This window comes from Limnobacter sp. SAORIC-580 (assembly GCF_013004065.1).
Lineage (GTDB): Bacteria > Pseudomonadota > Gammaproteobacteria > Burkholderiales > Burkholderiaceae_B > Limnobacter > Limnobacter profundi.
The window spans coordinates 2,318,588-2,344,763 of record NZ_CP053084.1; the positions used below are offsets into that span (position 1 = coordinate 2,318,588).

Sequence of the window (26,176 nt, forward strand, 5' to 3'; positions counted from 1 at the left end):
GTGTAATGTTGGTTTTTTCGCTAGAGTCCTTGTCTTACTGAATAGGAGTCTACTTGTGTGGTCAATCATTTCTGCGGCGGGCTGGCCAATTTGGCCTTTGATTTTTGGCTCGGTGGTCGCGTTGGCAATCGTGCTTGAGCGCGTTTGGGCCTTGCGAAAAAAAGACTTGATCCCGGAAAACCTGGTGGCCGATGTGTGCAAAACACTGCCTCAGTTCAAAGACCGGCAAAACATTGCCCGTCTGGAATCACACAGTGCGCTCGGAAGCTTGATGGCTGCTGGGCTGTCTGCGTTCTACAAGAACGAGGACATAGAAACCGCGATGCAGGACAAATCCGTCGGCATTCAAAACGCACTTGAAAAACACCTTGACGTGCTGTCCATGATCGCCAGTGCCGCGCCTTTGATGGGTTTGCTAGGAACGGTCATCGGCATGATCGAGATTTTTGCAGTTCAAGGCTCTGGTGCCCAGACGCCCGAAGCGATTGCCGCCGGCATCGCAGTAGCTCTTTACAACACGGCATTCGGCTTGATTGTTGCGATACCGGCCCTGGTCGCCTATCGACTGTTCCGGATCCGTATCAACGGCCTGCTCGAGGACATGGGAAACTCACTGAAGCCTTTTGAAGACTTGCTGAAACAGCACACCAACTCGTGCAAAGCAGGCTAAGGAGCGGGTCTTTGAGAATCAAGCGTACAACGAGCACGGAAGCACCCGACATCAACCTCATCCCGCTAATCGATGTGTTGTTGGTCATCGTGATTTTTCTTGTTGTGTCCACCACATTCATGCAGCCCAGCCAACTGGAAGTTGATTTGCCTGGTACACGAAGTGCTCAGGAAGATGCCAGACCGCCTGAAGCACTTCGAATTCGAGTGGGTCGGGATGGCAACTATGCACTGGGCGCTCAGGGTGTATTGACGGAAACCCAACTTCGCACAGAACTCAGCAAAGTTTTGTCAGCCAAACCTGCAAGCGAGGAACGCAGGGCCATTGTTGAGGCCGATGCGGCTGCCACGCACCAATCGGTGGTGATGGTGATGGACATGCTGGCCTCATTGGGCGTGGCCAAAGTGTCGATTGCCACAGTCGGTGGCAAATCCCCATGAGCACAGATGAACGCAAGGCCAGGATTGAGTCTGCCTTGCTCAATATTTGGTACTCGGGACAAAAACCAGGGCTTGTTACAGGCTTGACCCTGGGTTTACTTGAATGTACCTACAAGGCGTTGCGCTGGGCCACCCGGCAAAATTACAAATCGATCGCCGCAAAGAAAGCAAGCCATCCGCCAGTTTTGGTGGTCGGCAACCTAATTGCCGGCGGTGCAGGAAAAACGCCCATCGTGATGGCAATTTGCCAATACATGGTCGCCCGCGGTGACAAGGTTGGCATCGTGAGCCGGGGTTATGGGCGATCCACAACTGCGCCAATAGTAATTGACCCAGCCAAGAACACACCCGCCGCAATTGAAGCGGGAGACGAGCCGCTGTTTTTAAGCCGTGAAACCGGTTGCCCGGTGGCTGTGTGCGCGGATCGAAACCAAGCGGTCAGGCTTCTTTTGGCCAATTTCCCGGATTTGAAACTGATTGTGTCGGACGATGGCCTGCAACACCACAAGCTTGCCCGGCAAATTGAATGGGTTGTATTCGACCGGCGGGCTCATGGCAACGGCCGCTTGCTGCCTGCAGGCCCGTTGCGCGAGCCACTTTCCCGGCTCGGCTCAGTGGATGCGGTGTTGTGTTCCAATATTTCACCCGAGGCCCTGGGCAAGGCATTGGATTGGCCGTCTCGAGACAACTGGTACGCGGTACACGTTCAACTCACTGGCTTTCGGCAACTAAGCTCTGGCCAATTCCTGACAACCGAACAAGCCATGGAACAGTGGAAACCGCTGAAACTGATGGCGTTTTCCGGCATTGGTGATCCAGGCAAATTATTTGATGCGATTCGATCAGCCGGTCTCAATCTTGACGCAAGCCGCGGCCTTCCTGACCATTTCAATTACCCTGAAGACTTTTGCGCACAGTTCGATCAACAAGTGCTGATCACAAGTGGCAAAGATGCCGTAAAATTGGGTGATTCAAACCCAAAAGTGTGGGTGGCCGAGATCAGCGTGAAATTGCCCCCTGCCCTGACACAAGCCCTAGAGGATTGCATTGGACCCACAATTGATTGACATTCTGGTTTGCCCCATCTGCAAAGGGCCGCTTGAAAAACGCCCAAGCGACAGCTTTCTGGTATGCAAAGCCGACAAACTTGCATTTCCCGTACGGGACGGAATACCCATCATGCTGGTGGAACAAGCCGAACCTGTATCAACCTCCAACAACTAAGTTTCCATGTTCAAAGCCGTTATCCCGGCCCGCCATGCATCTACTCGCCTGCCCGGCAAACCCCTGCTGGACATTGCGGGAAAGCCCATGGTTGTGCGAGTGGCCGAGCAGGCCTTGAAATCGGGGGCAGACGAAGTCTTGGTCGCCACTGATCACCCGGAAATTGAGTCGGTGTGTATAAACCATGGCTTGCAGGTTGTCATGACCCGTGGCGACTGGCCAACAGGCACCGACCGGATTGCGGAAGTGGCCCAACTCAAAGGCTGGGCCAACGACACCGTGGTGGTGAATGTACAGGGCGATGAACCCCTGATTGACCCAGCCTTGATTGACCTGGTGGCCAAAGCCTTGCTGGAAGATGCTCAAGACATTGCGACCTGTGGGCATGCAATCGACAACTGGGAAGAATTCAAAAACCCCAATGTGGTAAAAATCGCCATGCGTGAAGACGGTGAAGCACTTTACTTTTCCCGGGCCCCTATTCCTTATCCGCGGGATGCTTATGCCACTGAATCCTGGCCCCAAGGTGTGCCAGCGGGGCAACTGGGCATTCGCCACATTGGTTTGTATGCTTACCGCGCCCGCTTTCTGAAGGTGTATCAAACACTGCCTCCAGCCAGAATTGAAGTGCTTGAATCACTTGAACAACTCAGGGCGCTGGCCAATGGCTTTCGCATAAAAGTGTGTATGATTCAGGATGCCCCGCTTCCCGGGGTAGACACCGCGCAAGACCTGGAGAAAGTCAGGGCATTGTTCGGGTCTCGTTAAGGCTGAACGACCATGAAAAAATATTCGAGCCTGCCCATGGGTAAGTTTTCTGCAAGTTGAAGCACCCATAATCGCAAAGGCCTCGAATAAGAGAAAACGGCCAAAAATATTGCCTGTTGTAAACGACGCATCTTGTACAACAGGCCAGCAGATTTAAAACTCTTGAGGCGACTATGCGTTTAATTCTATTGGGAGCGCCCGGTGCTGGCAAAGGCACGCAGGCGACATTCATCAAGGAAAAGTTTGGCATTCCCCAAATTTCCACTGGCGACATGCTGCGCGCAGCTGTTAAAGCCGGCACCCCCCTGGGTATCGAAGCAAAAAAAGTCATGGACAGTGGCGGCCTGGTGTCCGACGAAATCATCATCAATTTGGTGAAAGAGCGCTTGAAAGAATCCGATTGTGCAAATGGTTATTTGTTTGACGGATTTCCCCGCACCATTCCACAAGCCGAAGCCATGAAAGAGGCCGGCGTAAAAATTGATTTCGTGCTTGAAATTGATGTGCCCCACGACGCGATTATTGACCGCATGAGTGGCCGCCGCACGCACCCAGCCTCGGGGCGCACTTATCACATAAAATTCAACCCTCCGAAACAAGAAGGCATTGATGATGTGACGGGCGAGCCTTTGGTTCAGCGTGATGACGACAAAGAAGAAACCGTCAAGAAACGCCTTGACGTATATGAAAAGCAAACACGCCCCTTGGTGGACTACTACGGCCAATGGGCAGCGACAGGCGATGCCAGCGCGCCACAATATCGCAAAATTGCAGGTGTTGGCAGCGTAGAAGAAATCAAGGCACGCGCCTTTGATGCTTTGAAGTAAAGACCATACACGGCTGCGGCGCCCACAACCTGGGTGCCGCAAGCTGGACAGCACACACCATCAGACAGCAGGCTTGCGAATCAAGCGTTTCGGGTTTAGACCCAAGGCGGCCAACACTGCAAAATAAAGCACGCCGCAAACCCCAATTACCCCCAGTACAGCAGCCACACGCACCAGTGGTGTAGAAGCCATGCTCAGCCAGTCAAACTGCTGATTCATGAGCCACAAGGCAAAGCCCATGGCCGTTGCAGCCACTGACACCTTGATCAAATAAAGCCCCCAACCGCTTGAAGGCGTGTACAGGCCACGCTTGCGCAAGCCCCAATAAAGTACCGTCGCATTCAACACAGCACCAGCACTGATGCTGAGCGGCAAACCCGCATGGCCTAGCCAGGGCACCGTGAACAGGTTCATCAATTGAGTAGCCAACACAACCACAATCCCGATTTTCACGGGAGTCCGAATGTCTTGTTTGGCATAAAAACCAGGTGCCAGAATTTTGACCAACACCAAACCAGCCAAGCCCAAACTGTAAGCAATCACGGCCTGGCTAGTCATGGCCACGTCGTTGGCATCAAAGCGCCCATAATGAAACAGCAAGGCCACCAAGGCATCTGAAAACAAGCCCATGCCCACGGCCGCCGGCAGCACAAGCACCACTGTGAGGCGTAGGCCCCAGTCCATCAAGCGTGAATATTCCTCGTGGCTGCGTGTGGCCGCAGCAGAAAGCGATGGCAGCAACACAGTACCCAAAGCGACACCCAACAAAGCGGTGGGAAATTCCATCAAGCGATCGCCATAAGAAATCCAGGACACACTGCCCTGCTCCAGATGCGACGCAATATTGGTGTTAATGATCAAACTGATCTGCGCCACTGACACGGCAAGCGTTGCTGGCACCATGTTTTTCAGAACCCGACGAACCTGCTCATCACCCCAAGCTGCCTTAATCGCCCCAAATCCTGCAAAGGGATTGATCAGGCAGTCGGTACGCGCCAAGCCATACCAAAGCACGGCAACCTGCAAAACACCACCCACCATCACTGCAACTGCAAATGCTTTCACTGCTTGATCAAAATAAGGGGCAAGCAGCAAAGCGCCCGCGATGAAGCTGATGTTTAGCAGCACCGGTGCAAAGGCAGGCAAGGCAAATGAACGGAAAGTGTTCAGCAAGCCCGAGGCCAGTGCGACCATTGAAATAAGAAGAATGTAGGGAAACATCCACTGGGTGAGCAACACGGTGAGTTCAAACTGTTCACTACCCTGCGCAAGCCCGCTGGCCATGCCCATGACCACCCAACTGCCACCCAATACACCAGCCACAACAATCAGCAACAAAACGATGAACAAGAGAGAACTAACGCGCCGGGCCAGGTCAACCGCTGCTGATTTTCCTTGTGTGGCGTTGGTCTGGGACAAAATTGGAATGAAAGCCTGCGAAAAAGCACCTTCTGCAAACAGTCTGCGCAAAAGGTTGGGAATTCGAAAAGCAATAAAAAAGGCATCGGATTCAGCCCCGGCCCCCAAGAGCCGCGCAGTGATTGTCTCTCGGATCAAACCAGTGATCCGAGAGAGCATGGTCATGGCACTGACCGCAGCGGCCGATTTCAATAAATTCATATAGTGATTGTGAAAGGGCTAGTATTTTGTTAAAATTGCGGGTTTTCGAATTCTACACCCCTTGGAGCCTCAGCAATATGGCCAACTCAGCACAGGCGCGCAAGCGCGCAAAACAAGCCGCCAAAGCAAATGCGCACAATTCAGCCATTCGCTCAGCGATGAGAACCGCAGTTAAAAAAGTACGCGCTGCTGTTGAAGCAGGCGACAAAGCCGCCGCTCAGGCAGTTTATCGCGAAACAACAAGCATTCTGGATCGCGTTGCAGACAAAGACCTGATCCACAAAAACAAAGCCTCACGCAACAAGTCACGCTTGTCAGCACTTGTGAAAGGCATGGCCGCCTAATAGGCCTTAAGAGGCCTTAAGAGGCCTTAAGAGGCCTTAAGGTTTTAATTTGCTCCACATAGAAAAGCCCCTTGATTGAAAGGGGCTTTTTGTGTTGCCAAGTTGCGTTGCCGAATTCTGTTTCCAAAGCCAAGCCGGCTTTGGAAACCATCCCTGAGAAATTGACTACTCGGGGTCAGGCAACAGACAGGCATCCAGCAGTTGCAAATCGTTGTCACGCGCAAAGTTCAATACAAAAGTCATGGCCATGGGCTCAATGTCGCGCAAGCGCTCATCGACCACAACGCACTTTACATTGTTCATCAAGATTGGCTTGGCGTAGGGACTGTAAGCCAGGTGTTGCTGGCTCTGCTGGCGGCCAGGCGGGCGGTAACAAGACAACACACCGCAAAGACGTTCGGCCCAGTCTGAAGGACGAAAGGGCCGCCCTCCCGACGTGAGTCCGAGAATAAAAAATTCCTTGGGCTTGACCTTGGGTGGTTCAGCCATAACCGAATAGCTCCTGAGGTACACACGCACCCCGACATTTAATTTTGTAAGTATTGTCGGGGTTGATTCTTACAGCGCGCTGAAGAACCAGCGAGGGTCTACTTAAGCTCGATCGATGCGAGCATAAGCCGAGTGATTGTGAATTGATTCGAAGTTTTCCGCTTCTACTGTGTATTGACCCACTTGCGAGAACTTGTTCATGGCAATGGCCACATCTCGAACCAAATCTTCCACAAACTTCGGGTTGTCGTAGGCACGCTCAGTCACATACTTTTCATCGGGGCGCTTGAGCAAACCATACAGTTCGCAGGAAGCCTGCTGCTCAATCGCGGAAATAAACTGTGCAATGTCCACATCTTCTTTCAACTGCACGCGCGCGGTGACGTGCGAACGCTGGTTGTGCGCACCATACTCAGAAATCTTCTTGGAACATGGGCACAAACTGGTCACCGGAACAACCACGGTGAGGTAAATGTCTTGGCCTGTCGCAGTGGCTGAACCTTCGAGGGTCAACTGATAGTCCATCAGGCTTGAAACGCCGCTAATGGGCGCAACCTTGGACAGGAAATAAGGCAGTTCCATCTTGATGCGACCAGAAGGTGCGTCCAAACGCTGCAACATTTCAACCAGCATGGCACGGAAACCGCTGACCGTCAGCACAGTGCCCTGCGCTTCCTCCAGCAAAGCAATGAAACGAGACATGTGCGTGCCTTTTTGATCGGCAGGCAGAAACACGGTCATTTCGAACTCAGCCACGGAGGGCATCGGCTTTTGGCCTTGAAGCTCAATCAGAACTGGGTACTTGACAGAACGAATACCCACCGATTGGATTGCAATGTGGCGGGTGTCGATGGTGCTTTGGACGTCGGGAATGGCCTGGTCAATTGGGTTAGTGGCCACGGCATTCTCCAAGCCTTTGTCACGTGTATTCATAACTTCCTCATGTGTTTGCGGCACGCCCTGCTACATGGCGTACCACATTGGTGTGGCGATCAAAGAGCTCGCCATAGTGCTGCTTGATGGACGTTTCTATGCCTTGGGCGTCCAGTCCAAGATTCTTGAGCAGGAGAGCGGGGTCTCCATGGTCGATGAATTCATCGGGCAAGCCGAGTTGCAACACTGCGTTATTAAATCCTTGGGCGTGCAAGTGTTCGGTCACGGCTGAACCTGCGCCACCCATGATACAGCCCTCTTCAATAGTCACAAAGCTGTAGCGCTGCTCGGCAAACCGTTGTAACAATTCTGCATCAATTGGCTTGACCCAGCGCATGTCCACCACGGTGGCACCCAGCGCTCGGCCAGCCTCAAGGCTTGGTTCACACATGGAGCCAAATGCCAAAATTACAAGTTTATGCTCCGATTCATCGGGCGAATAACGCACAATTGCCTTGCCAATTTCAAGGGAATCGAGTGATTCGTCAGCGACTACACCGGGGCCCATACCGCGCGGGTAGCGAACCGAAGCGCAGCCGGGGTAGTGATAAGCGGTTGTAAGTAATTTGCGACACTCATCCTCGTTGGAGGGAGCGGCAATCACCATGTTGGGAATACAGCGCAGGTAAGCAATGTCGTAATTGCCCGCGTGCGTTGCACCGTCGGCCCCCACCAAGCCAGCGCGGTCCAGCGCGAAAGTAACGTCGAGATTCTGCAAGGCGACGTCATGTATCAGTTGGTCATAGGCGCGCTGCAAAAATGTGGAATAAATGGCCACCACGGGCTTCATGCCCTCGCAGGCCAAACCGGCCGCGAAGGTGACTGCGTGCTGTTCTGCGATGCCGACATCAAAGTAGCGCGAGGGGAAGCGACGCTCGAATTCCACCATGCCGGAACCCTCGCGCATGGCTGGGGTAATGCCCACCAGTTTGCGATCGGATTGCGCCATGTCGCACAACCACTTGCCAAAAATTTGGGTGTAGGTAGGGGGCTTGGGTGTATTTGATTTTTGAATACCGATGCTGGGATCGAACTTGCCCGGGCCGTGGTACAGCACCGGGTCTTGCTCGGCCAGCTTGTAGCCTGCGCCCTTTTTGGTGATCACATGCAGGAAGATCGGGCCTTTCATTGCACGCAGGTTTTGCAGCGTGGGCACAAGTGCGTCCAGATCGTGGCCATCAATGGGGCCGTAGTAATTAAACCCAAATTCCTCGAACAGTGTGGCCGGGCTCATCATGCCTTTGACATGCTCTTCAAGCCGGTGCGCCAGTTCATACAGGGGTGGGGCCACACCCAATATACCCTTGCCCACTTCCTTCACATTGTTCAACATGCGGCCCGACAACAACTTGGCCAAGTACTTGTTCAGCGCGCCCACAGGCGGTGAAATGGACATGTCGTTGTCGTTCAAAATCACGAGCAAATCAATGTCGGGCGTTACACCGGCGTTGTTCAAGGCTTCAAAGGCCATGCCTGCGGTCATGGAGCCGTCGCCAATTACAGCAATGTGTTTTCGGTTCACGCCCAGGTTGCGTGAGGCAACCGCCATGCCCAAGGCAGCGGAAATGGAGGTGCTGGAATGTGCAGTACCAAAGGCATCGTACTCAGATTCCGAACGCTTTGGAAAACCGGAGATGCCGCCGTATTGGCGCAAACCCGGCATGGCATCGCGCCGGCCAGTCAAAATTTTGTGCGGGTAAGTTTGGTGGCCCACGTCCCACACCACGCGATCATTTGGGGTGTTGAACACATAATGCAAGGCCACGGTTAATTCGACCGTTCCCAGGTTAGATGACAAATGCCCGCCGGTTTTGGCCACTTGCTCCACGATGTAATTGCGCAACTCGTCTGCCAGCTTGGGCAGCTGGTTTTCAGACAGTCGCCGCAGGTCTGCGGGGCAATCAATTTTTTTCAGCAGATCGGTCATGATTTCCGGTTTGTAATCAGTTCTACAAGGGTTTCCAGCGGGGCGCGGCGCGGGGCAGCAATAACCTCACAGGCTGTGAAAGCCTGTTCTCGCAGCCGGGCCAAAAGTGCTTTGGCTTCGCCCAAGCCCATCAAACTCACCATGGTGGGTTTGTTGTTCAGCGCGTCTTTGCCCGATGTTTTGCCGAGCACCTCACTGGTGGACTCCACGTCTAATATGTCGTCTATTACCTGATATGCCAAGCCCAAACAATGGGCATAGGCCTCTAATCCATTCTTCTCAACGGCCGAAAGCGCCGTATTGCTGACATATCCCATGCGCACTGACGCCGAGATCAAGTCACCTGTTTTGCGCGCGTGCATATTGGCAAGCGACTGCAAGTCCATAGGCTTGCCCACATGCGCAAGGTCTATTGCCTGCCCGGCAGCCATGCCTTGCAAACCAGAGGCGCCGGCCAAGGCTGCAATTTGCTGTATGCGAACCTGAACATTACCCTGCTCCGATTCAGCCAGCCATTGAAAAGCAAGCGTTTGTAGTGCATCACCTGCCAACAGGGCAAAAGCCTCACCAAACTTCACATGACAGGTTGGTTTGCCACGGCGAAGTACATCATTGTCCATGCTGGGCAAATCGTCGTGCACCAAAGAATAGGCATGCATGGCTTCGATGGCGCAGGCTGCATCGCTTAACTCACTGGCTGGTGTCTCTACTGCATGGCCCGCTGCGAATACCAACATAGCGCGCAGGCGCTTGCCGCCATCCAACAAAGCATATTCAATTGCGGCATTCAGCTCACTGGAAGGACCTTTGGACTGGTTTAACTTTTCTGCCAATGCTGTTTCAAAACCCGCGCGAGTTTCGTCAAACCAGTTCAACTGAATAGACTGGGCGAAGCTCACTGCGCACCTTCATCAGCGGGTTTGTTCAATGCTTGTTCAATCTCGGTGACCTCTTTGCGAACCTGGCTTAACCGGTCCCTGCAATACTTCACGAGATAGGCCCCACGTTTGTAATCGGTCAGCAATTGATCCAGGCCAAGATTCTGGGAATCCATGGTATTCACCAAAGCCTCAAGCTCGGCCACTGCCTCTTCAAAAGAGGCTGGCACCGCTTGGGCATTGTCAACTGGCGCTATTTTCGATTTGCTCGGGCTCATTGTGCTGCGGCGCGTGATACAAAGTCCTCCATTTTACTGCGACTTTGTCCAAAGGCGAAAAGTCTTTGGCCGGAATGCAGACTAAAGGGTACAATCCCACTTTCTCTTTTTGTTCAACAGGTTAATTTGCATCAGTGTCGATCAGGGACACTGTTGGAGGAGGTCCCCGGGATCATGTCCGATTTGAGTGATTTGTCCAATGTGTCACATGCCGTGACGCAATCAAGTTTACAGCCTCATGTTTCAACGTATTTCGATGAACATGTTTTGAAGGATGAAATCCAACTACTCTATCGAGACGGACCGGGTTACGTCGGTCACACCCATTGGGTGCCCGAGTGCGGCGACTGGAGGTCACTTCCGTGGGAGGGCGACGGCCGCATTCTAGTCAACAACGGCTCTGAAATCGAGCTTTTGTCCAATGTGTGTCGCCACCGCCAGGCAATTATGTTGAAAGGCCATGGCAATTCCAGCCATATCGTTTGCCCGCTTCACCGCTGGACCTACGATTTGAAAGGTGAATTGCTGGGTGCGCCGCATTTTGCGCAGCAACCTTGCACCAAACTTCAGTCGTATCCATTGCAGAACTGGCGCGGTCTGCTATTCAATTCCGGGCGTAACGTGCTTGAGGATCTGAAGAATGTTCCGTTTCTCGCAGAAATCGATTTCTCGGAATTTCAACTGGATTCCGTAAAAACCAATGTGCTGCCCTACAACTGGAAGACCTTCATTGAGGTTTATCTGGAGGATTACCACGTTGAGCCCTTCCACCCAGGCCTTGGCCAGTTTGTAAGTTGCTCGGATTTGCAGTGGTACTACGGCGAGAACTGGAGCGTGCAATCGGTGGGTGTGAAAGCAGGCCTACATCGCCCGGGCACGCCGGTGTACAGGCAATGGCACGAAGCCGTGAAAAAGTTTAGCAACGGTGTAGAGCCCAAGTACGGCGCAATCTGGTTTTGTATGTATCCCAACATCATGGTGGAGTGGTACCCGCACGTGCTCGTGGTGTCTACCCTGCACCCGAAGGGTCCACAAGAAACCCTAAATGTTGTGGAGTTTTATTACCCGGAAGAAATTCGCCTGTTTGAACGTGAATTTGTCGAGGCTGAACAAGCAGCCTACATGGAAACTGCTGTCGAAGACGATGAAATTGCCGAGAGAATGGACGAAGGCCGCCGGGTGCTGATGGATCGAGGGGAACACGACGCAGGCCCCTATCAAAGCCCGATGGAAGATGGCATGGCGCACTTTCACTCCTGGTATGGGGCTCAAATGAACCCCACTCACCACCAGTCCGGGAAACTGAAAAAAACCTTCTGACCGGCAAAACCACGCGTCGTCAAAATCAATATCGCGATTTGTATTTTTGTTTAATCTTTTTCTGGTACATTGATTAGACAAAAATAAAACTCTGGATATATTTAGATGATGCGTGGCTCCAATTCCTTGGACGGGCCCGTTGTACGTAGTGGCGGCCCCGCCTACCAGCAAATCAGTGAAGTTCTGACCGATGAAATTTTCAGGCAAACCTGGAAAGTCGGTGAACCACTGCCCAATGAAAAAAAACTGTCGGACCGTTTTCAGGTGTCAATCGGCACTATTCGCCGCGCAATTGAATCACTGGAAAAATCTGGACTGGTGACAAAAATGCAGGGGCTCGGGACATTTGTGACCGACAAAGCCTTGCCTTCGCCGGTATACGATCGGGCAGATCCCTTCAAACTCAATGACCATTGGGCAACCGAGTATGCGGGTACCGAAGTAAAAACCGAGTTGATCAGCCTGGAGAGTATTCATGCCGACACCGAAGAATCTCGAGCCCTAGGTATCGCCTTGGGCGATCCAATTTGGTTGATTGAAGTTCGGCACATGCTGCACACCCAACTGATTGCTTATGAACAGCTGTGCCTCTCCAAAAAGGTTTTTCCGAAATTGAGCATTGAAATGCTGCAGAAATCGGCCGGCAACCTGTACCGTTTGGCCTCCGAGGTGTTTCAAATGCGGATTGGCCAGATGACCGATGAGGTGTCGGTGAAGTCGATGGAACCGCGTATTGCGAGCCTGTTCAATAAAATTCCGGATGCGCCCAGTCTGCGTGTATTTCGCATTACCCATTCGATGGACAATACGCCACTGGAGAAACGGGAGGTGTGGCTTGATCCGAGCTTTGCACATTACAAAGCCACGCCCGAATTGTCCTGAGCATCGCCCCGGGACATGAAGCCGGGCTACAATGTGCCCCCATGCAAGCACTCTGGATGTTAATGGCCTGCCTGTGTTTCGGCACCATGGGCCTGATGGTCAAACTCGCGGGCACCCACGCCAGCTTGGGTGAAATTGTTCTTTTTCGCGGAGCAGTGCCGGTCATTGCAATCACCGGTTGGGCTCTGCTTCAAGGCCTGAGCCTGAAAAGCCCGGTTGCATTTCTTCATTTGAAACGAAATGTTGCAGGAATCATTGCCATGTGGTGCGGCTTTTATGCGACCACGCAATTGCCCCTGGCCACGGCGACCACACTGATGTACACCTCCCCCCTGTTCATTGCCCTGATCTTGTGGCTTTGGTATGGGCAATCCAGAAATCGCCTGGAACAGTTCGCAATTGCAATCGGCTTTTCTGGTGTCATTGCGGTTCTTCAACCCGTGTTTTACGGCAACCAACTACAAACTGCTCTTTTAGGCCTGAGTGCTGGTGCGGTGTCTGCCGTGGCTTACATGCAATTAAAAAGCCTTGGGCAGGCCCGCGAACCCGAGTGGCGAACTGTGCTTTACTTCGCAGGCACAGCCACTGTGACATCACTGGTGTACATCCTTGGCTTCGGGGAATTTGAGGTGTTTAAGACTCCAGACACCGATTGGACCTTGTTGTGGCTTGTGGCGCTGGGGTTTTTTGGTGGTGCGGGCAACCTGGCGCTGACCCGTTCATTCGGAAGCGGCTCAACCTGGCTTTCAGCCGCTTTGCAATACTGCACAATTCTGGTGTCGACATTCTTTGGAATTGTGGTGCTGGGCGACATTCCCACCAGCACAACCTGGTTGGGTGTTTTACTGATTATTGCCTGCGGAGCAATGTCTTCTTATGCAACCCACCAGAGAAAACTGGTGGGCGAGTAGTTGTTCAATGGTGGTGATGAAGAATTTCGGCCAGTATAGCCACCAAAGCCACGCCCGACCCAATACAAAGCAACTGCACCACGCTTTCCTTGATTTTCACACGCTGCTGCATTTGCGGAATCAGATCGGCAACCGCCACGTAAATGAAACTGGCTGCCGCAAACACCAAGGCATAGGGCAGTAAAGCCTGCAATTCAGTGAACAAGGTGTAGCCCAAACCTGCGCCCAACACTGCAGCCAGACCAGCAACCGACATCAGCTGCAAGGCTTTCTTGCGAGCAATTCCCGCATTCACCAGCACCAGATAATCGCCTGTTTGTTGCGGAATTTCATGCAGCACCACACTCAGCGTGGTCACCAAACCCAACTCGAAATCAACCAAAAACGCACTGGCCACCAACAAGCCATCGGCAAAGTTGTGAATGGAATCGCCCACCACAATCAACAAACCACCGCGGCGCGCCTCGCGTTTGTCGAAACCATGGTGGTGGTCGTGTCCATCGTGCTCGTGGTGATGGCTGTGGCGAAAAATTGAAAACTTTTCCAGCACAAAGAAAAACAGCAAACCCGCCAGCAACAGGGCAAACAACTTGTGATGATCCATGCCCTTGTCCAGCGCTTCGGGCAACAAATGCAAAAGCGATGCGCCCAGAAGTACACCAGCAGACACGCTCACCATGGGCTCAAGCGAGCGGGCGATGTGTCGTGCTGTTAACAATGCAGATGCAAAAATGGCCAAGGCCGTGCCCAGGGCAGCGGCCAGGAGAACAAGCGGTAAACTGGATTGCACGATTGATTGGGTCCGAGATTAGATCAGGTTCTTGCCCCGCAAGAACTCAAGCGCCTGATTGTACGCCTGTTTCGCCACGGTGGAATTGTAGGTGGGGCGATAATCGGCGTGGAAACCGTGCTGAGCCTTGTCAAATACGGTGATGCTGCTGGCCTTTGCAAATGGATTTTTTTCGGCTTCGGCGAGGGCTTTTCTCATTTGCTCTACGGTGTCCAGCGGGATCGAGCTGTCTTCCGAACCATACAAACCCAACACCGGCGCTTTCAGTTTCGAAGCCACATCCACCGGGTGTGCAGGCGTTAATTCGGTTTTTGCCCCAACCAGGCGACCATACCAGGCCACCCCTGCCTTCACAGCCGGCTGGTGTGCTGCGTACAACCAAGTAATGCGGCCACCCCAACAAAACCCGGTGATCGCGAGTTTTTTTACATCCGCACCCTCGGAGCCTGCAAATTCCACACACTTGTCCAGGTCGGCCATCACTTGTTGGTCGTCCATTTTCGCAATGACATTTTCCAGAATGGCAGCCACGGTGGCATATTGCCCCGGCTCGGAATGGCGAAAGAAAATCTCGGGGGCCAGGGCATAGAAACCCGCTTGAGCAAACCGTCTGCACACGTCTTCCAAATAAGCATGCACACCAAAAATTTCAGGCACCACCAAAATTACGGGCGCATTCTTTTTAGCCTTTGGGTAAGCGCGATAAGCAAACATGTCATCGTCGCCCACATCCACAAACACGCGACCTTCTTCAAGACCATCGCCAGGCGTGGTAATGGCTTGGGCCAACACAGGCGATGCAGCTGCCGCAAACCCCCCAACCGTGAAACCTTTCAGCACAGTGCGGCGGCTTATGGACAGCTTGCCGCCACCCGTCAGTGCTTTTAGATGTTCCTGATGTTCCTGGTTTTTAATGTTGTTTGCGCTATCGCTCATCCCATGCTCCTGATGTTTAATGTGCCTCTTCCCAATTGTTGCCAACGCCGCAACCCACCTCCAGTGGAACTCGAAGCTTGGCCACCTGCGTCATGATTTCAGGTACACGTTTCTGAATCAATTCGAGTTCACCCTTGGGTACTTCGAAAATAACTTCGTCGTGAACCTGCATGATCATCTTTGTGTTGAGTTGTTCTGCCTTCAACCAAGCCGACAATTCAACCATGGCCATTTTGATCAGGTCTGCTGATGTGCCCTGCATGGGCGCATTGATCGCAGCCCGTTCGGCACCGGCCCTGCGCGGGCCATTCGGGCTTTTAATTTCAGGCAGCCACAACCGGCGCCCGAACACCGTTTGTACAAAGCCGTCTTCTTTGGCTTGTGCGCGTACATTGTCCATAAATTTCGCCACACCGGGATAGCGGGCAAAGTAACGGTCAATATAAAGTTTTGCAGCTTCTCGGGTAATACCCAGATTGCCAGCCAAGCCAAAGGCACTCATGCCATAGATAAGACCGAAGTTAATCACCTTCGCAGTACGGCGATGGTCGGATGTGACCTCGTTCAAACCCACTCCGAAAATTTCTGACGCTGTGGCACTGTGAATATCCAAGCCCTCATTGAAAGCGTGAATCAGGGCCTCATCGCCTGAAATATGCGCCATGATGCGCAACTCAATTTGTGAATAATCAGCGGAAACCAAGACACAGTCCGGTGCTGCAATAAAGGCCTCTCGCACCCGGCGACCCTCTGCAGTACGTACAGGAATGTTTTGCAAGTTGGGATCATTGCTGGCCAGGCGGCCAGTAACTGCCACGGCTTGCGCATAGTTGGTGTGCACACGCCCTGTACGCGCATTGACCATGCGGGGCAATTTGTCGGTGTAAGTGCTTTTCAGTTTGGCCAGTGACCGGTGTTCGAGCAACTTCGCGGGCAGGGGGTAATCTTCAGCCAATTTGCTGAGCACTTCTTCATCGGTGGAGGGTGCGCCACTGGCGGTTTTTTTCACCACGGGCAAACCCAGCTTGTCGAACAACAGCTCGCCGATTTGCTTGGGCGAGTTCAGGTTAAAACTACCACCAGCCAATTCAAAGGCTTGCTCTTCAATCAACTTTAGCTTGTCAGCAATTTCAGCGCTTTGGGCTTCAAGCTTGTCGGAATCGATTAATACACCATTGCGCTCCACTTCGAACAGCACCTGCCCGAAAGGCAACTCCACATCGCGGTACAGCTTGGCAAGTTCTGGCACCTTGTCGAGCTCGGCTTTCAAGGTGTGGGCCAGACGCAAGGTGACTTCAGCATCTTCGGCAGCGTACTTGGTGGCTGTGTCGATAGGCACCTGGTCAAAGGTAATTTGACTGGCACCCTTGCCTGCCACTTCTTCATACTTGATGGTGTTGTAGTTCAACCAGCGCAGGGCCAAAGCATCCATGCCGTGGGGCTTGTGGGCCTCTAGAATGTAGCTGGCCAGCATGGTGTCTTCAAAAAGGCCCTTCACCCACACGTCGTGATTGGCCATCACATGCAAGTCGTATTTGGCGTTCTGGGCAATTTTGGGCGAATCGGAATCCTCAAACCAAGGCTTCAGGAATGCCAGCACCTCGGCCAATGGCAATTGTGGCTCGGCGGTCAAATCTTGGTGCGTCAGTGGAATGTAATAGCCCACACCTGGTTTCACTGAAAATGAAAGGCCCACAATGCGCGCATTCATGGGTTCCAGCGAATCGGTTTCAGTGTCAAAGGCCACCGGCGTTTTGCTGGCCGAAGCGGCTTTCAATTCCACCAACAAAGCGTCAAGCTGCACTTGGGTTTGAACGCAAATGGTTTCAATCGAATCCACAGCCTGTGTAGGCGCATCAAACAGGCTCATTGAACTGCCATCGGGCGGACCATCTGCTTTGGGTTTGGTCGTAACCTCGTCCTCAGCCACGCCGCCCAGAGCGCGGAACCATGTCTTGAATTCGAAACGCTGAAACAGTTGCTTCAACGCTTCTTTGTTTTCAGCATTTGCTTTCAGTTGCTCTTCAATGTGGCGGCGCAACTCAAACTCGCAATCTGTTTTGATGGTGACCAGGGTTTTGCCTGTGGGCAACCAGTCCAGCGCTTTTTGAAGGTTCTCGCCCACTTTGCCGCCAATTTTGTCGGCATTGGCCACCACGCCATCCAGGGTCTTGTACTCCGCCAGCCACTTCGCAGCGGTTTTCGGCCCCACCTTTTCCACACCAGGCACGTTGTCTACGGTGTCGCCCACCAGCGTCAGGTAATCAACAATTTGTTCCGGGTACACACCGAACTTTTCAAACACGGCGTCCCGAGTCATGACCGCATTTTTCATGGTGTCCACCAAGCGAACCTTGTCATTCACCAGTTGGGCCATGTCTTTGTCGCCCGTGGACACAATCACCTCATCAAAGCCCTGCTCAAGCGCCACTTGAGCCAAGGTACCAATCACATCGTCCGCTTCAATACCGGGCTCCATCACGATGGGCCAACCCATGGCGCGGGTCACTTCATGAATGTGAGGGATCTGAGCGGCAAGGTCTTCGGGCATGCTGGCCCTGTTCGCCTTGTATTCGGGGTAAATGTCGTCACGAAAGGTTTTACCCGGCGCATCGAACACACAGGCGATACAATTGGAGGTGATATCGTCAGTGTTGTAATCTGCACGCAGGCGTCGAAGCATGTTAACCATGCCATAAATGGCACCAGTGGGCTCGCCTGCGCGGTTTCGCAAATCGGGCATGGCATGAAAGGCACGGTACAGGTAGCTCGACCCATCAACCAGGAGTAATCGCTTCATATGACAACCAAAAATAAGAATATTCCGACATTGCGCCACCTACCCTCCAAAGAACAATCCACCGCAGTGAAGGCCAGAGAGTCGTGGCATGTGTTGGGAATTATGGCAGAGTTCATTGAGGCGACTGAGAAGCTGTCAGCAATTCGCCCTTCGGTGTCCATTTTCGGCAGCGCCAGAACCCCCGTGGACCACCCCTACTACGCGCTAACTGAGAAAATTGCCAGGGCACTGTCCGATTCTGGTTTTGCGGTAATCAGTGGTGGTGGGCCAGGCATTATGGAAGCCGCCAACAAAGGGGCCTATGCGGGCGAATCGCCCAGCGTGGGTTTGAATATTGAGCTGCCGTTCGAGCAAAGCGGCAATGCATACCAGAATATTTCCCTGACTTTTCGCCACTTTTTTGCCCGCAAAGTGGCATTTGCAAAGTACGCCAGTGCCTATGTCGTAATGCCAGGCGGATTCGGTACGCTCGATGAAATGTTTGAGGCCCTCACGCTGATACAAACCAACAAAGGCAGGCGCATTCCCATTATTTTGGTGGGCTCCAAGTTCTGGGCGGGCCTGATTGATTGGGTAAAAAGCCATTTGTTGGGCGAGGGAATGATCAGCCCTAGCGACATGGACCTGTTTGAAGTGGTTGAAACACCGGAGGAGGTGCTGAAATGCATATTCCACTTCTACGAAAAACGCACCTTCAATCCATCAGACAGTGAAACAGAGAAGCTGTTGGACTTATAAAGCAGGGTCAAACACAGGTAAAATCCGGGGTGCTCACGACCCTACTCAGGACTTTGAATGGCTGTTTTTACGCGCATTACCCAAACAGAACTGCAACAATGGCTGCAAGGCCGGGATTGTGGTGAACTGCTTTCATTTGATGGCATTGAGTCGGGCATTGAGAACACCAATTACTTTGTAAATACCTCCACAGGGCGCTTTGTTCTAACCCTGTTTGAAAAACTGAAGGCAGAGGACTTGCCGTTTTACCTGGGCCTCATGAAACATTTGGCCAAAAAGGGCCTGGCCGTACCCGGCCCGATTCCCAATGGTCAAGGTGAATTGTTCAACACACTCAACGGCAAGCCTGCCACATTGGTGAATTGCCTCAGCGGCAAATCTGTCGAGCACCCCAACGCCATTCAATGCCGAGAAATCGGAAAGTTTTGTGCACAAGCGCATCTTGCAGTGGCTGATTTTCCGGGCAATACGCCCAACCCCCGTGGGCTGGCATGGATTGAAAGTGCGATGAATGCTCTCGATTCGCACCTGCCAGCCTCTGTTCGTGAACTGTTGCACAACGAAGTGAACCACCAAAAAGCAGTTGCAGAACGCCTTGCCTACAAAATGCTGCCCAAAGGGGCAGTGCACGCGGACTTGTTTCGCGACAATGCCCTGATGCAAGGCGACGCACTTGGCGGCGTGATCGATTTTTATTTTGCTGGCGTCGATACATTTCTGTTCGACCTCGCAGTGACCGCGAACGACTGGTGTATCCAGCTGTCTACCGGAGAATTGAATCCTGAATTGCTTGGTGCCCTGCTTGACGGTTATCAATCTGAACGCCCACTGAGTGCGCATGAGTGCGAACTTTGGCAAGACATGCTGCGCGCGGCGGGTCTTCGCTTCTGGGCCTCCAGACTTTACGATTTCTACATGCCACGCGAGGCCGAAGTGCTGAACGTGAAAGACCCCAAACATTTTGAACGCGTATTGCTTGCCCGCAGGCAGGGAATACCGCTTGCCCCTCAACCGAATTAAGGAAGTAAACAATTGGCCAACTACGTACATACTTGCCCGCCCAGTGCGGGATGGGATTGGCTGATGCAGGGCTTGCAGCTTTTCCGCAGCAAACCAGGTGAAATGTTCCTGTTCGGCAACACTTATCTGTTCATTATTCTTTTCATTGGAATCCTGATTCCGTTTATCGGTGCCGCGGCAGTGGCAATTGCATCGCCTGCCTTGGGTTTTGGCATTATGCTGGCTGGCAAAATGGGCCAAAAAGGTTTGCGGGTCAGCCCCAGTGTTTTGTTCAATGCCTTTAATCAAGACAACAGAAAGCACCTGCAATCCTTGTTGATTTTGGGAGCAATTTACACCGCGTGTTTTGCATTGATCCGGCTACTTGCGCACCTTGTTCTTGGGGCGCAGCCCACCGTGTCAATTGAAGATCTTCAAAAGGCCGATGCAGCCACCAGTGCGGCGTTTATGGAATACATGGTGCTTTACATGATTTTTATTGGCATCACCAGTATTCCGGTACTGTTGGCTTTCTGGTTCGCACCGGTGTTGGTGGTTTGGCACAATATGAAACCCATGCAGGCCCTTTTTTCTAGCTGGGTCGCGGTGTGGCGAAACAAGGGCAGCTTTCTGATTTACGGCATGGGCTGGCTTGTTTTGGGCTTGGGTTTTTCATCGGTGTTTGTTGTTTTGTTCACCATGTTGGGTTTGCCCGCCGCATTTGTGAGTGCCTTGAACATGATGTGCGTGGCGCTGGTGATGGCGGTCTCGCTATGTACCTTTTACCCAAGCTACAAAGCAGTGTTTGAGCACGATCCAACCGAGTAACTGGGTTGGGTTCCGCTTTCTCGGCGCTCGTTAACCGCCCACTTGGCTTGGGTTTCAATCTCTCGCCAGAAAACCTGTTGATCCCTTGCTGAGCCTTGCGATGCCTGAGAACGACCCTCCTAAACTGCGGGTCGGGTCCGTTCTCTGTCGCCCATGCTGGGCAACACCGGCCCTGCTAGGCACGCAAGGGCAGGTTTTCTTGAAGGCGAGGCGATCGAAACACCGCCGCCGATTGGGCGTTGCGCCAGCGGTGAGTCGAAGCTGAACTTGCAATGGGTCGCACGATGACCAGTCAGAAAACTTGCCGGCTTGGCGCGCAGAGACTAACGATCGCGCTATGGCGCGAAAGCCAAGACCCGACCGTTACTTTTGGAGGGCTTGGCTTAGTGCAGACTCAAGACGACAAGCCGAAATGCCAAGTTTTCGGGCAGCGGCGACCCTTCAAGTTCAGCCCTCAAATCACCGGCCCAGTGCGGAACAAGTAACCCATGCCGAGTTGCCGATAAATCGCAGCGTTGACCCTTCAAGTTCAGCCCCGCTCAAGCTTCGCCAAACTCAGCATCAGCCACTTCATGCCTTGGCGGCCGAAGTTGATTTGAATTCTTTGGTCGTCACCCTCGCCCTCATAAGCCACCACTACACCGCTACCAAACTTGGCATGATTCACACCCGTGCCGATGTCGTAGGGTCGCTTGGCGGCTTTGTTGCTATAACCCACGTTGAGCGTTTTATTTTGCCCCCACACTTTGGAATCGAGTGCATCCCAGCCTTGGCTGGCAATGTGTGCGCGTTTCGGCGTTAACCATTTCAACACCTCCTCTGGCAATTCGTCCAGAAAACGAGAGCGCAGGTGATATCGAATTTGCCCGTGCAACATGCGCTGCTGCGCGTGGCTTAAAAACAGCTGTTCTCGTGCGCGGGTAATGGCCACATACATCAAGCGTCGTTCCTCTTCCACAGCCTCTACGCTGGTGCCATCGCCACCCTCCACGGAATTGCCGATACTGTTTTCGTGCGGGAATAGCCCTTCTTCAAGCCCGGTGACGAAGACGCACTTGAATTCAAGCCCTTTGGCCGAATGCGCTGTCATCAATTGAATGGCCTCTTGACCCGCTGCCGCAGCATTGTCACCGGCCTCGAGCGAAGCATGGGAAAGAAAATCAGCCAGCGGCGTAATCAACTTTTCCTCATCCACCATGGTGGCTGCGGCATCTTGGTAATACCCTTCAGCAATCGCAAACGAGGCAGCGGCGTTCACCAATTCTTTCAAGTTTTCTACGCGGTCTTCACCATCTTTGTCCGCTTGAAAATGAGCCACCAAACCCGATTCATTGATCACCTTGTCGACCAAGTCAGCAAGGCTCAAACCTCGGGTCTCGAACCGCATGCGTTCGATCAAATCTGCAAATTTTTTCAAACCGGCTTGCGCCCTGCCTTCCATGCGATGAATGGCGCGGTACAGCGAAGTACCCTGTGCTGTAGAAATGTCCTGAAGTTGCTCTACGCTGCGCGCACCAATTCCCCGTGCAGGAAAGTTCACCACACGTGAGAAGGAATTGTCGTCGTCGGCGTTGTCCATCAAACGCAAATACGCCAGCGCATGCTTGATTTCTGCACGTTCAAAAAACCGCAAACCACCATACACCCGATAAGGCATGCCCGCATTGAACAAGGCTTGTTCAACAACCCGGGATTGCGCATTGGAGCGGTACAGAATTGCAATGTCCGACCGACCGTAGCCTTCTTCAAGCACCAGCTTTTTAATTCGGTCAATGATGAAAGCTGCCTCATCCTGGTCGCTGGTGGCCTCATACACCCGAATCGCCTCACCTTCGCCAGCTTCGGTCCACAACTCTTTGCCCAAGCGAGCCTTGTTGTGCGCAATCAGCACGTTGGCGGCTTTCAGCACATTGCCCACCGAACGGTAGTTTTGCTCCAGTTTGATGCGATTTTGTACATTGAAATCATTTTCAAACTGCACCATATTGGCCACGCGCGCACCGCGAAAAGCGTAAATGGACTGGTCATCGTCCCCCACTGCGAAGATGCAACCTTGCGATCCAGCCAAGCGTTTCAACCAGTTGTATTGCAGGCTGTTGGTGTCTTGAAACTCGTCCACCAAAATGTATTTAAATCGAGCCTGGTAGTGTTCCCGCAGCGCAGGGTTGGCGCCCAACAATTCGAAGGAACGCAACAGCAGCTCAGCAAAATCAACCACACCCTCGCGCTGGCACTGGGCTTCATAGGCTTCGTACAAGCGAACCATCATGCGGTGGTATTCGTCGTGCGCCTCTACGTCTTTGGGCCGCAGGCCTTGGTCTTTGGCTGAACCAATGAAATAGCTCAACTGCTTCGGCGGAAATTTTTCAGCATCTATGCCCAGCACTTTGTACATGCGCTTGATTGCCGACAATTGGTCTTGCATGTCCAGAATTTGAAAAGCCTGAGGTAACCTAGCTTCCTTCCAGTGCGCGCGCAACATGCGGTTGCACAAGCCGTGAAAAGTACCCACCCACATGCTGCGGGTGTTAATGGGCAGCATGCTTGAAATGCGGTGAAGCATTTCCTTGGCCGCCTTGTTGGTGAAGGTAACCGCCAATACCCCATTGGGGCCCACCTGCCCGGTTTGAATCAACCAGGCAATGCGCGCTGTCAGCACCTTGGTTTTGCCGCTGCCTGCCCCCGCCAGAATCAGTGCCGATTCACGGGGCAAGGTGACGGCTGCCAGTTGTTCAGGGTTCAGACTATCGAGTAAAGACACGGCTTCTCACATCAAAAATTGGTTTTGCTGTTGATTTTAACAGTGATTGCCCCACCTGCCTTGCCCGTAAAAAACGAAAAAGCCCGATATAATGACCGATTGGCCTGCCCCACCCGGCAAGGCCCCGCCCGCATTCAAAACTCACACCCAAGTTTCAACGCACCATGTTCGACAAATACGCCGCCCAAGACATTGAAAATGCCGTTCAAGGCCAATGGAAAGAATCGGACGCCTACAGGGCCGAGGCTTTCGCAAAAGATGCAAGCGGCAAACTAAAGCCCAAGTACTACTGCGTTTCCATGCTGCCATACCCAAGCGGCAAGCTGCACATGGGCCATGTGCGCAACTACACCATCAACGATGTGATGATTCGCCAAAAGCGCATGAAGGGCTACAACACCTTGATGCCCATGGGGTGGGATGCGTTCGGCATGCCAGCTGAAAACGCAGCGATGGCCAACGGCAAGCCGCCAGCAGCCTGGACCTACAGCAACATCGACTACATGAAAAAACAGATGGAATCGATGGGTTTGGCGATTGACTGGTCCAAGGAAGTAGCCACCTGCAAACCCGATTACTACAAGTGGAACCAGTGGTTGTTTTTGAAGATGCTTGAGAAAGGCATTGTGTACAAGAAAACAGGCACCGTGAACTGGGACCCGATTGACCAAACCGTGCTGGCCAATGAACAGGTCATTGACGGCAAAGGCTGGCGCTCGGGCGCTGTGGTTGAAAAGCGAGATATCCCCATGTATTACATGGCGATTACCGATTACGCCGATGTGTTGCTCGAGGATTTGAATGGCCTGCAGTGGCCAGAGCGCGTCAAAGTGATGCAAGAAAACTGGATTGGCAAATCCACCGGCGTGCGTTTTGCTTTCCCGCATGAAATCAAAAATGCTGCGGGTGAATTGGTTCAAGACGGCAGAATGTATGTGTTCACCACACGCGCCGACACCATCATGGGCGTCACCTTCTGCGCCGTGGCCGCCGAACACCCGCTGGCCTCACTGGCTGCTGATAGCAACCCTGAACTGCAAGCCTTCATCGCTGAATGCAAAGCTGGCGGCGTGGCCGAGGCTGACATGGCCACCATGGAAAAGAAGGGCATGCCCACTGGCCTGAGCGTAACGCACCCACTGACCGGCGAAAGCGTGCCAGTTTGGGTGGGCAACTATGTGCTGATGAGCTACGGCGACGGCGCTGTAATGGGCGTGCCTGCGCACGATGAGCGCGACTTTGCGTTTGCCTTGAAATACGGCATTGCGATCAAGCAAGTCATCGACGTGAAAGGCGAAGTATTCAACAACGCCGAATGGGCTGAATGGTACGGCGACAAAGAACGCGGTGTTTGCGTGGCCAGCGGCCCGCTGGATGGTTTGAATTACACCGCAGCTGTCGACAAAGTTGCCGAGCTTTTGGCCGCCAAAGGCATTGGCGAAAAACGCATCCAGTTCCGCCTGCGCGACTGGGGCATTTCACGCCAGCGCTACTGGGGCACCCCCATTCCCATGATTTACTGCGACACCTGTGGCGATGTTCCCGTACCTGAAGCAGACCTGCCCGTGGTGCTGCCCGAAGACCTGGTGCCCGATGGCAGCGGCAACCCGTTGGCCAAAAGCGCTGCATTCTATGAATGCAAATGCCCCAAGTGCGGTAAACCCGCGCGCCGTGAAACAGACACCATGGACACCTTCGTCGATTCCAGCTGGTATTTCACGCGTTATGTTTGTAACGACGCAAACACGATGACTGACGAACGCAGCGATTACTGGATGCCCATGGACCAGTACATCGGCGGCATTGAACATGCCATTTTGCACCTGCTTTACAGTCGCTTCTGGACCAAGGTCATGAACGACCTGGGCCTGGTGAAATTCCGAGAGCCCGCCACCGCCCTGCTCACCCAAGGCATGGTGCTGAACGACACCTATTACACCGAAGAAGCCAATGGCAAAAAAATCTGGATCAACCCGGCCGATGTGTCGGTTGAGTTTGACGACAAGGGTCGGCCTGTCTCTGCAAAACTCAGCAACATTGGAGCACCCGTGCACATTGGTGGTGTTGAGAAAATGTCGAAGTCCAAAAACAATGGCATCGACCCACAAGCGTTGATCGACCAATATGGCGCCGACACGGCACGATTGTTCACCATGTTTGCCGCCCCGCCAGAACAAAGCCTGGAGTGGAGCGACTCAGGCGTAGAAGGCGCTCACCGCTTCCTGAAACGCCTGTATCAACTGGCACTGAATCAGCAAGTGGCCATTAAGGCCCAACCCGTTCTAAACACTGCAGAATTGAGCAAAGCGGCTCAGAACACTCGCCGCGATGTACATGAAATTTTGAAACAGGCCAACTTTGACTACGATCGCCACCAGTACAACACCGTGGTGTCTGCCGGCATGAAAATGCTGAACACGCTGGATGCATTTGCCAGTGAAACAAACACGCCAGCAGACCATGCCGTACTGGCAGAAGGCTTGAGCATTTTATTGCGTGTGCTGTACCCGATTGTGCCGCACATCACCTGCCACTTGTGGAGCAGCCTGAATTACAGCGCAGCTCACGGTGAGCTTCTGGATGCACCATGGCCCGAAGTGGACGAGAAAGCCTTGGTGCGCTCAGAACTCACCCTGATGGTACAAGTGAACGGCAAACTGCGAGGCAGCATTGAAGTAGCCGCCGACGCTGACAAAGCCAGCATCGAGAGTACTGCATTGGCCAGTGAAGCTGCGCAAAAATTCATGGAAGGAAAACCGGCCAAAAAAGTGATTGTGGTACCTGGCAAACTGGTCAACATCGTTGTTTAAGAT

The 26,176-nt window shown here is 53.0% G+C and carries 24 protein-coding genes; 14 read left to right on the forward strand and 10 right to left on the reverse strand.

Going from position 1 to position 26,176, the window contains the following annotated elements; all coding sequences use genetic code 11:
- Window positions 1-55: 55 nt before the first annotated feature.
- The 6 genes from HKT17_RS10860 (at window position 56) to adk (ending at window position 3,929) form a co-directional block, all read left to right on the forward strand.
- The gene (locus HKT17_RS10860) at window positions 56-670 is read left to right on the forward strand and encodes a MotA/TolQ/ExbB proton channel family protein (protein ID WP_171100045.1); all 615 of its coding nucleotides are present in this window, start codon (window positions 56-58) and stop codon (window positions 668-670) included.
- An 11-nt stretch (window positions 671-681) separates the two neighbouring features.
- On the forward strand, window positions 682-1,110 hold the full coding sequence (locus HKT17_RS10865) for an ExbD/TolR family protein (RefSeq protein ID WP_171100047.1): 429 nt from the start codon (window positions 682-684) through the stop codon (window positions 1,108-1,110).
- Window positions 1,107-2,177, forward strand: a complete 1,071-nt coding sequence (gene lpxK / locus HKT17_RS10870; protein ID WP_105029607.1) for a tetraacyldisaccharide 4'-kinase — start codon at window positions 1,107-1,109, stop codon at window positions 2,175-2,177. The genes HKT17_RS10865 and lpxK overlap by 4 nt, the downstream gene beginning before the upstream one ends.
- The gene (locus tag HKT17_RS10875) at window positions 2,158-2,334 is read left to right on the forward strand and encodes a Trm112 family protein (RefSeq protein WP_171100049.1); all 177 of its coding nucleotides are present in this window, start codon (window positions 2,158-2,160) and stop codon (window positions 2,332-2,334) included. Before lpxK ends, HKT17_RS10875 begins: the two co-directional genes overlap by 20 nt.
- A 6-nt stretch (window positions 2,335-2,340) precedes the next feature.
- The gene (gene kdsB, locus HKT17_RS10880) at window positions 2,341-3,102 is read left to right on the forward strand and encodes a 3-deoxy-manno-octulosonate cytidylyltransferase (protein WP_105029609.1); all 762 of its coding nucleotides are present in this window, start codon (window positions 2,341-2,343) and stop codon (window positions 3,100-3,102) included.
- Window positions 3,103-3,275: 173 nt separating this feature from the next.
- A complete protein-coding gene (adk, locus tag HKT17_RS10885; protein ID WP_105029610.1) occupies window positions 3,276-3,929 on the forward strand; it encodes an adenylate kinase in 654 nt (217 codons plus the stop codon).
- Between the two features lie 60 nt (window positions 3,930-3,989).
- Here the strand turns inward: adk and murJ are convergent, their stop codons facing one another.
- Window positions 3,990-5,549, reverse strand: coding sequence for a murein biosynthesis integral membrane protein MurJ (murJ, locus tag HKT17_RS10890; RefSeq protein ID WP_171100051.1), 1,560 nt, complete (start codon window positions 5,547-5,549; stop codon window positions 3,990-3,992).
- Window positions 5,550-5,626: 77 nt separating this feature from the next.
- On the opposite strand from murJ, the gene rpsT reads away from it, so the two are divergent.
- Complete coding sequence (gene rpsT, locus HKT17_RS10895) at window positions 5,627-5,893, forward strand: 30S ribosomal protein S20 (protein WP_105029612.1); 267 nt, start codon at window positions 5,627-5,629, stop codon at window positions 5,891-5,893.
- Window positions 5,894-6,058: 165 nt separating this feature from the next.
- On the opposite strand, the gene HKT17_RS10900 is transcribed toward rpsT, so the two are convergent.
- The 5 genes from HKT17_RS10900 to xseB all read right to left on the reverse strand — a co-directional run bounded on the left by HKT17_RS10900 (window position 6,059) and on the right by xseB (window position 10,398).
- Window positions 6,059-6,382 carry a DUF3579 domain-containing protein gene (locus HKT17_RS10900; protein WP_105029613.1) on the reverse strand — a complete coding sequence of 108 codons (324 nt, stop codon included), beginning with the start codon at window positions 6,380-6,382 and terminating at the stop codon, window positions 6,059-6,061.
- A 102-nt stretch (window positions 6,383-6,484) separates the two neighbouring features.
- Window positions 6,485-7,315 carry a GTP cyclohydrolase FolE2 gene (gene folE2, locus HKT17_RS10905; protein WP_105029922.1) on the reverse strand — a complete coding sequence of 277 codons (831 nt, stop codon included), beginning with the start codon at window positions 7,313-7,315 and terminating at the stop codon, window positions 6,485-6,487.
- Between the two features lie 7 nt (window positions 7,316-7,322).
- Window positions 7,323-9,245, reverse strand: coding sequence for a 1-deoxy-D-xylulose-5-phosphate synthase (gene dxs, locus HKT17_RS10910; protein ID WP_171101488.1), 1,923 nt, complete (start codon window positions 9,243-9,245; stop codon window positions 7,323-7,325).
- Window positions 9,239-10,141 carry a polyprenyl synthetase family protein gene (locus HKT17_RS10915; protein ID WP_171100053.1) on the reverse strand — a complete coding sequence of 301 codons (903 nt, stop codon included), beginning with the start codon at window positions 10,139-10,141 and terminating at the stop codon, window positions 9,239-9,241. Before HKT17_RS10915 ends, dxs begins: the two co-directional genes overlap by 7 nt.
- A complete protein-coding gene (xseB, locus tag HKT17_RS10920) occupies window positions 10,138-10,398 on the reverse strand; it encodes an exodeoxyribonuclease VII small subunit (protein ID WP_171100055.1) in 261 nt (86 codons plus the stop codon). Before xseB ends, HKT17_RS10915 begins: the two co-directional genes overlap by 4 nt.
- A 192-nt stretch (window positions 10,399-10,590) precedes the next feature.
- Here xseB and HKT17_RS10925 point away from each other — a divergent pair, with 192 nt between their 5' ends.
- The 3 genes from HKT17_RS10925 to HKT17_RS10935 all read left to right on the forward strand — a co-directional run bounded on the left by HKT17_RS10925 (window position 10,591) and on the right by HKT17_RS10935 (window position 13,511).
- Window positions 10,591-11,718: an aromatic ring-hydroxylating oxygenase subunit alpha gene (locus HKT17_RS10925; RefSeq protein WP_171101493.1), complete on the forward strand. Its 1,128-nt coding sequence runs from the start codon at window positions 10,591-10,593 to the stop codon at window positions 11,716-11,718.
- 105 nt (window positions 11,719-11,823) lie between these two features.
- Window positions 11,824-12,600 carry a GntR family transcriptional regulator gene (locus HKT17_RS10930; RefSeq protein ID WP_171100057.1) on the forward strand — a complete coding sequence of 259 codons (777 nt, stop codon included), beginning with the start codon at window positions 11,824-11,826 and terminating at the stop codon, window positions 12,598-12,600.
- Window positions 12,601-12,641: 41 nt separating this feature from the next.
- On the forward strand, window positions 12,642-13,511 hold the full coding sequence (locus HKT17_RS10935) for a DMT family transporter (protein WP_171100060.1): 870 nt from the start codon (window positions 12,642-12,644) through the stop codon (window positions 13,509-13,511).
- A gap of 4 nt (window positions 13,512-13,515) precedes the next feature.
- Here the strand turns inward: HKT17_RS10935 and HKT17_RS10940 are convergent, their stop codons facing one another.
- The 3 genes from HKT17_RS10940 to polA are packed head-to-tail and all read right to left on the reverse strand — an operon-like array spanning window position 13,516 to window position 18,037.
- Entirely contained in the window at window positions 13,516-14,301 is a 786-nt protein-coding gene (locus HKT17_RS10940; protein WP_171100061.1) for a ZIP family metal transporter, read from the reverse strand.
- 18 nt (window positions 14,302-14,319) lie between these two features.
- On the reverse strand, window positions 14,320-15,237 hold the full coding sequence (locus HKT17_RS10945) for a dienelactone hydrolase family protein (protein ID WP_171100064.1): 918 nt from the start codon (window positions 15,235-15,237) through the stop codon (window positions 14,320-14,322).
- Window positions 15,238-15,253: 16 nt separating this feature from the next.
- Window positions 15,254-18,037 (reverse strand): DNA polymerase I, encoded by a 2,784-nt coding sequence (gene polA / locus HKT17_RS10950; protein WP_171100066.1) that lies wholly within the window; start codon window positions 18,035-18,037, stop codon window positions 15,254-15,256.
- On the opposite strand from polA, the gene HKT17_RS10955 reads away from it, so the two are divergent.
- From HKT17_RS10955 to HKT17_RS10965, 3 genes are read left to right on the forward strand one after another with little or no spacing between them, the layout of a single operon-like run.
- Window positions 18,038-18,775 (forward strand): LOG family protein, encoded by a 738-nt coding sequence (locus tag HKT17_RS10955; protein ID WP_105029622.1) that lies wholly within the window; start codon window positions 18,038-18,040, stop codon window positions 18,773-18,775.
- Between the two features lie 57 nt (window positions 18,776-18,832).
- A complete protein-coding gene (locus HKT17_RS10960) occupies window positions 18,833-19,795 on the forward strand; it encodes a homoserine kinase (protein ID WP_171100068.1) in 963 nt (320 codons plus the stop codon).
- A 12-nt stretch (window positions 19,796-19,807) separates the two neighbouring features.
- Window positions 19,808-20,602: a BPSS1780 family membrane protein gene (locus tag HKT17_RS10965; protein ID WP_146106731.1), complete on the forward strand. Its 795-nt coding sequence runs from the start codon at window positions 19,808-19,810 to the stop codon at window positions 20,600-20,602.
- A 529-nt stretch (window positions 20,603-21,131) separates the two neighbouring features.
- Here the strand turns inward: HKT17_RS10965 and HKT17_RS10970 are convergent.
- A complete protein-coding gene (locus tag HKT17_RS10970; protein WP_171100070.1) occupies window positions 21,132-23,363 on the reverse strand; it encodes a UvrD-helicase domain-containing protein in 2,232 nt (743 codons plus the stop codon).
- 164 nt (window positions 23,364-23,527) lie between these two features.
- Here HKT17_RS10970 and leuS point away from each other — a divergent pair, with 164 nt between their 5' ends.
- The gene (leuS, locus tag HKT17_RS10975; protein ID WP_171100072.1) at window positions 23,528-26,173 is read left to right on the forward strand and encodes a leucine--tRNA ligase; all 2,646 of its coding nucleotides are present in this window, start codon (window positions 23,528-23,530) and stop codon (window positions 26,171-26,173) included.
- Window positions 26,174-26,176: the final 3 nt, after the last annotated feature.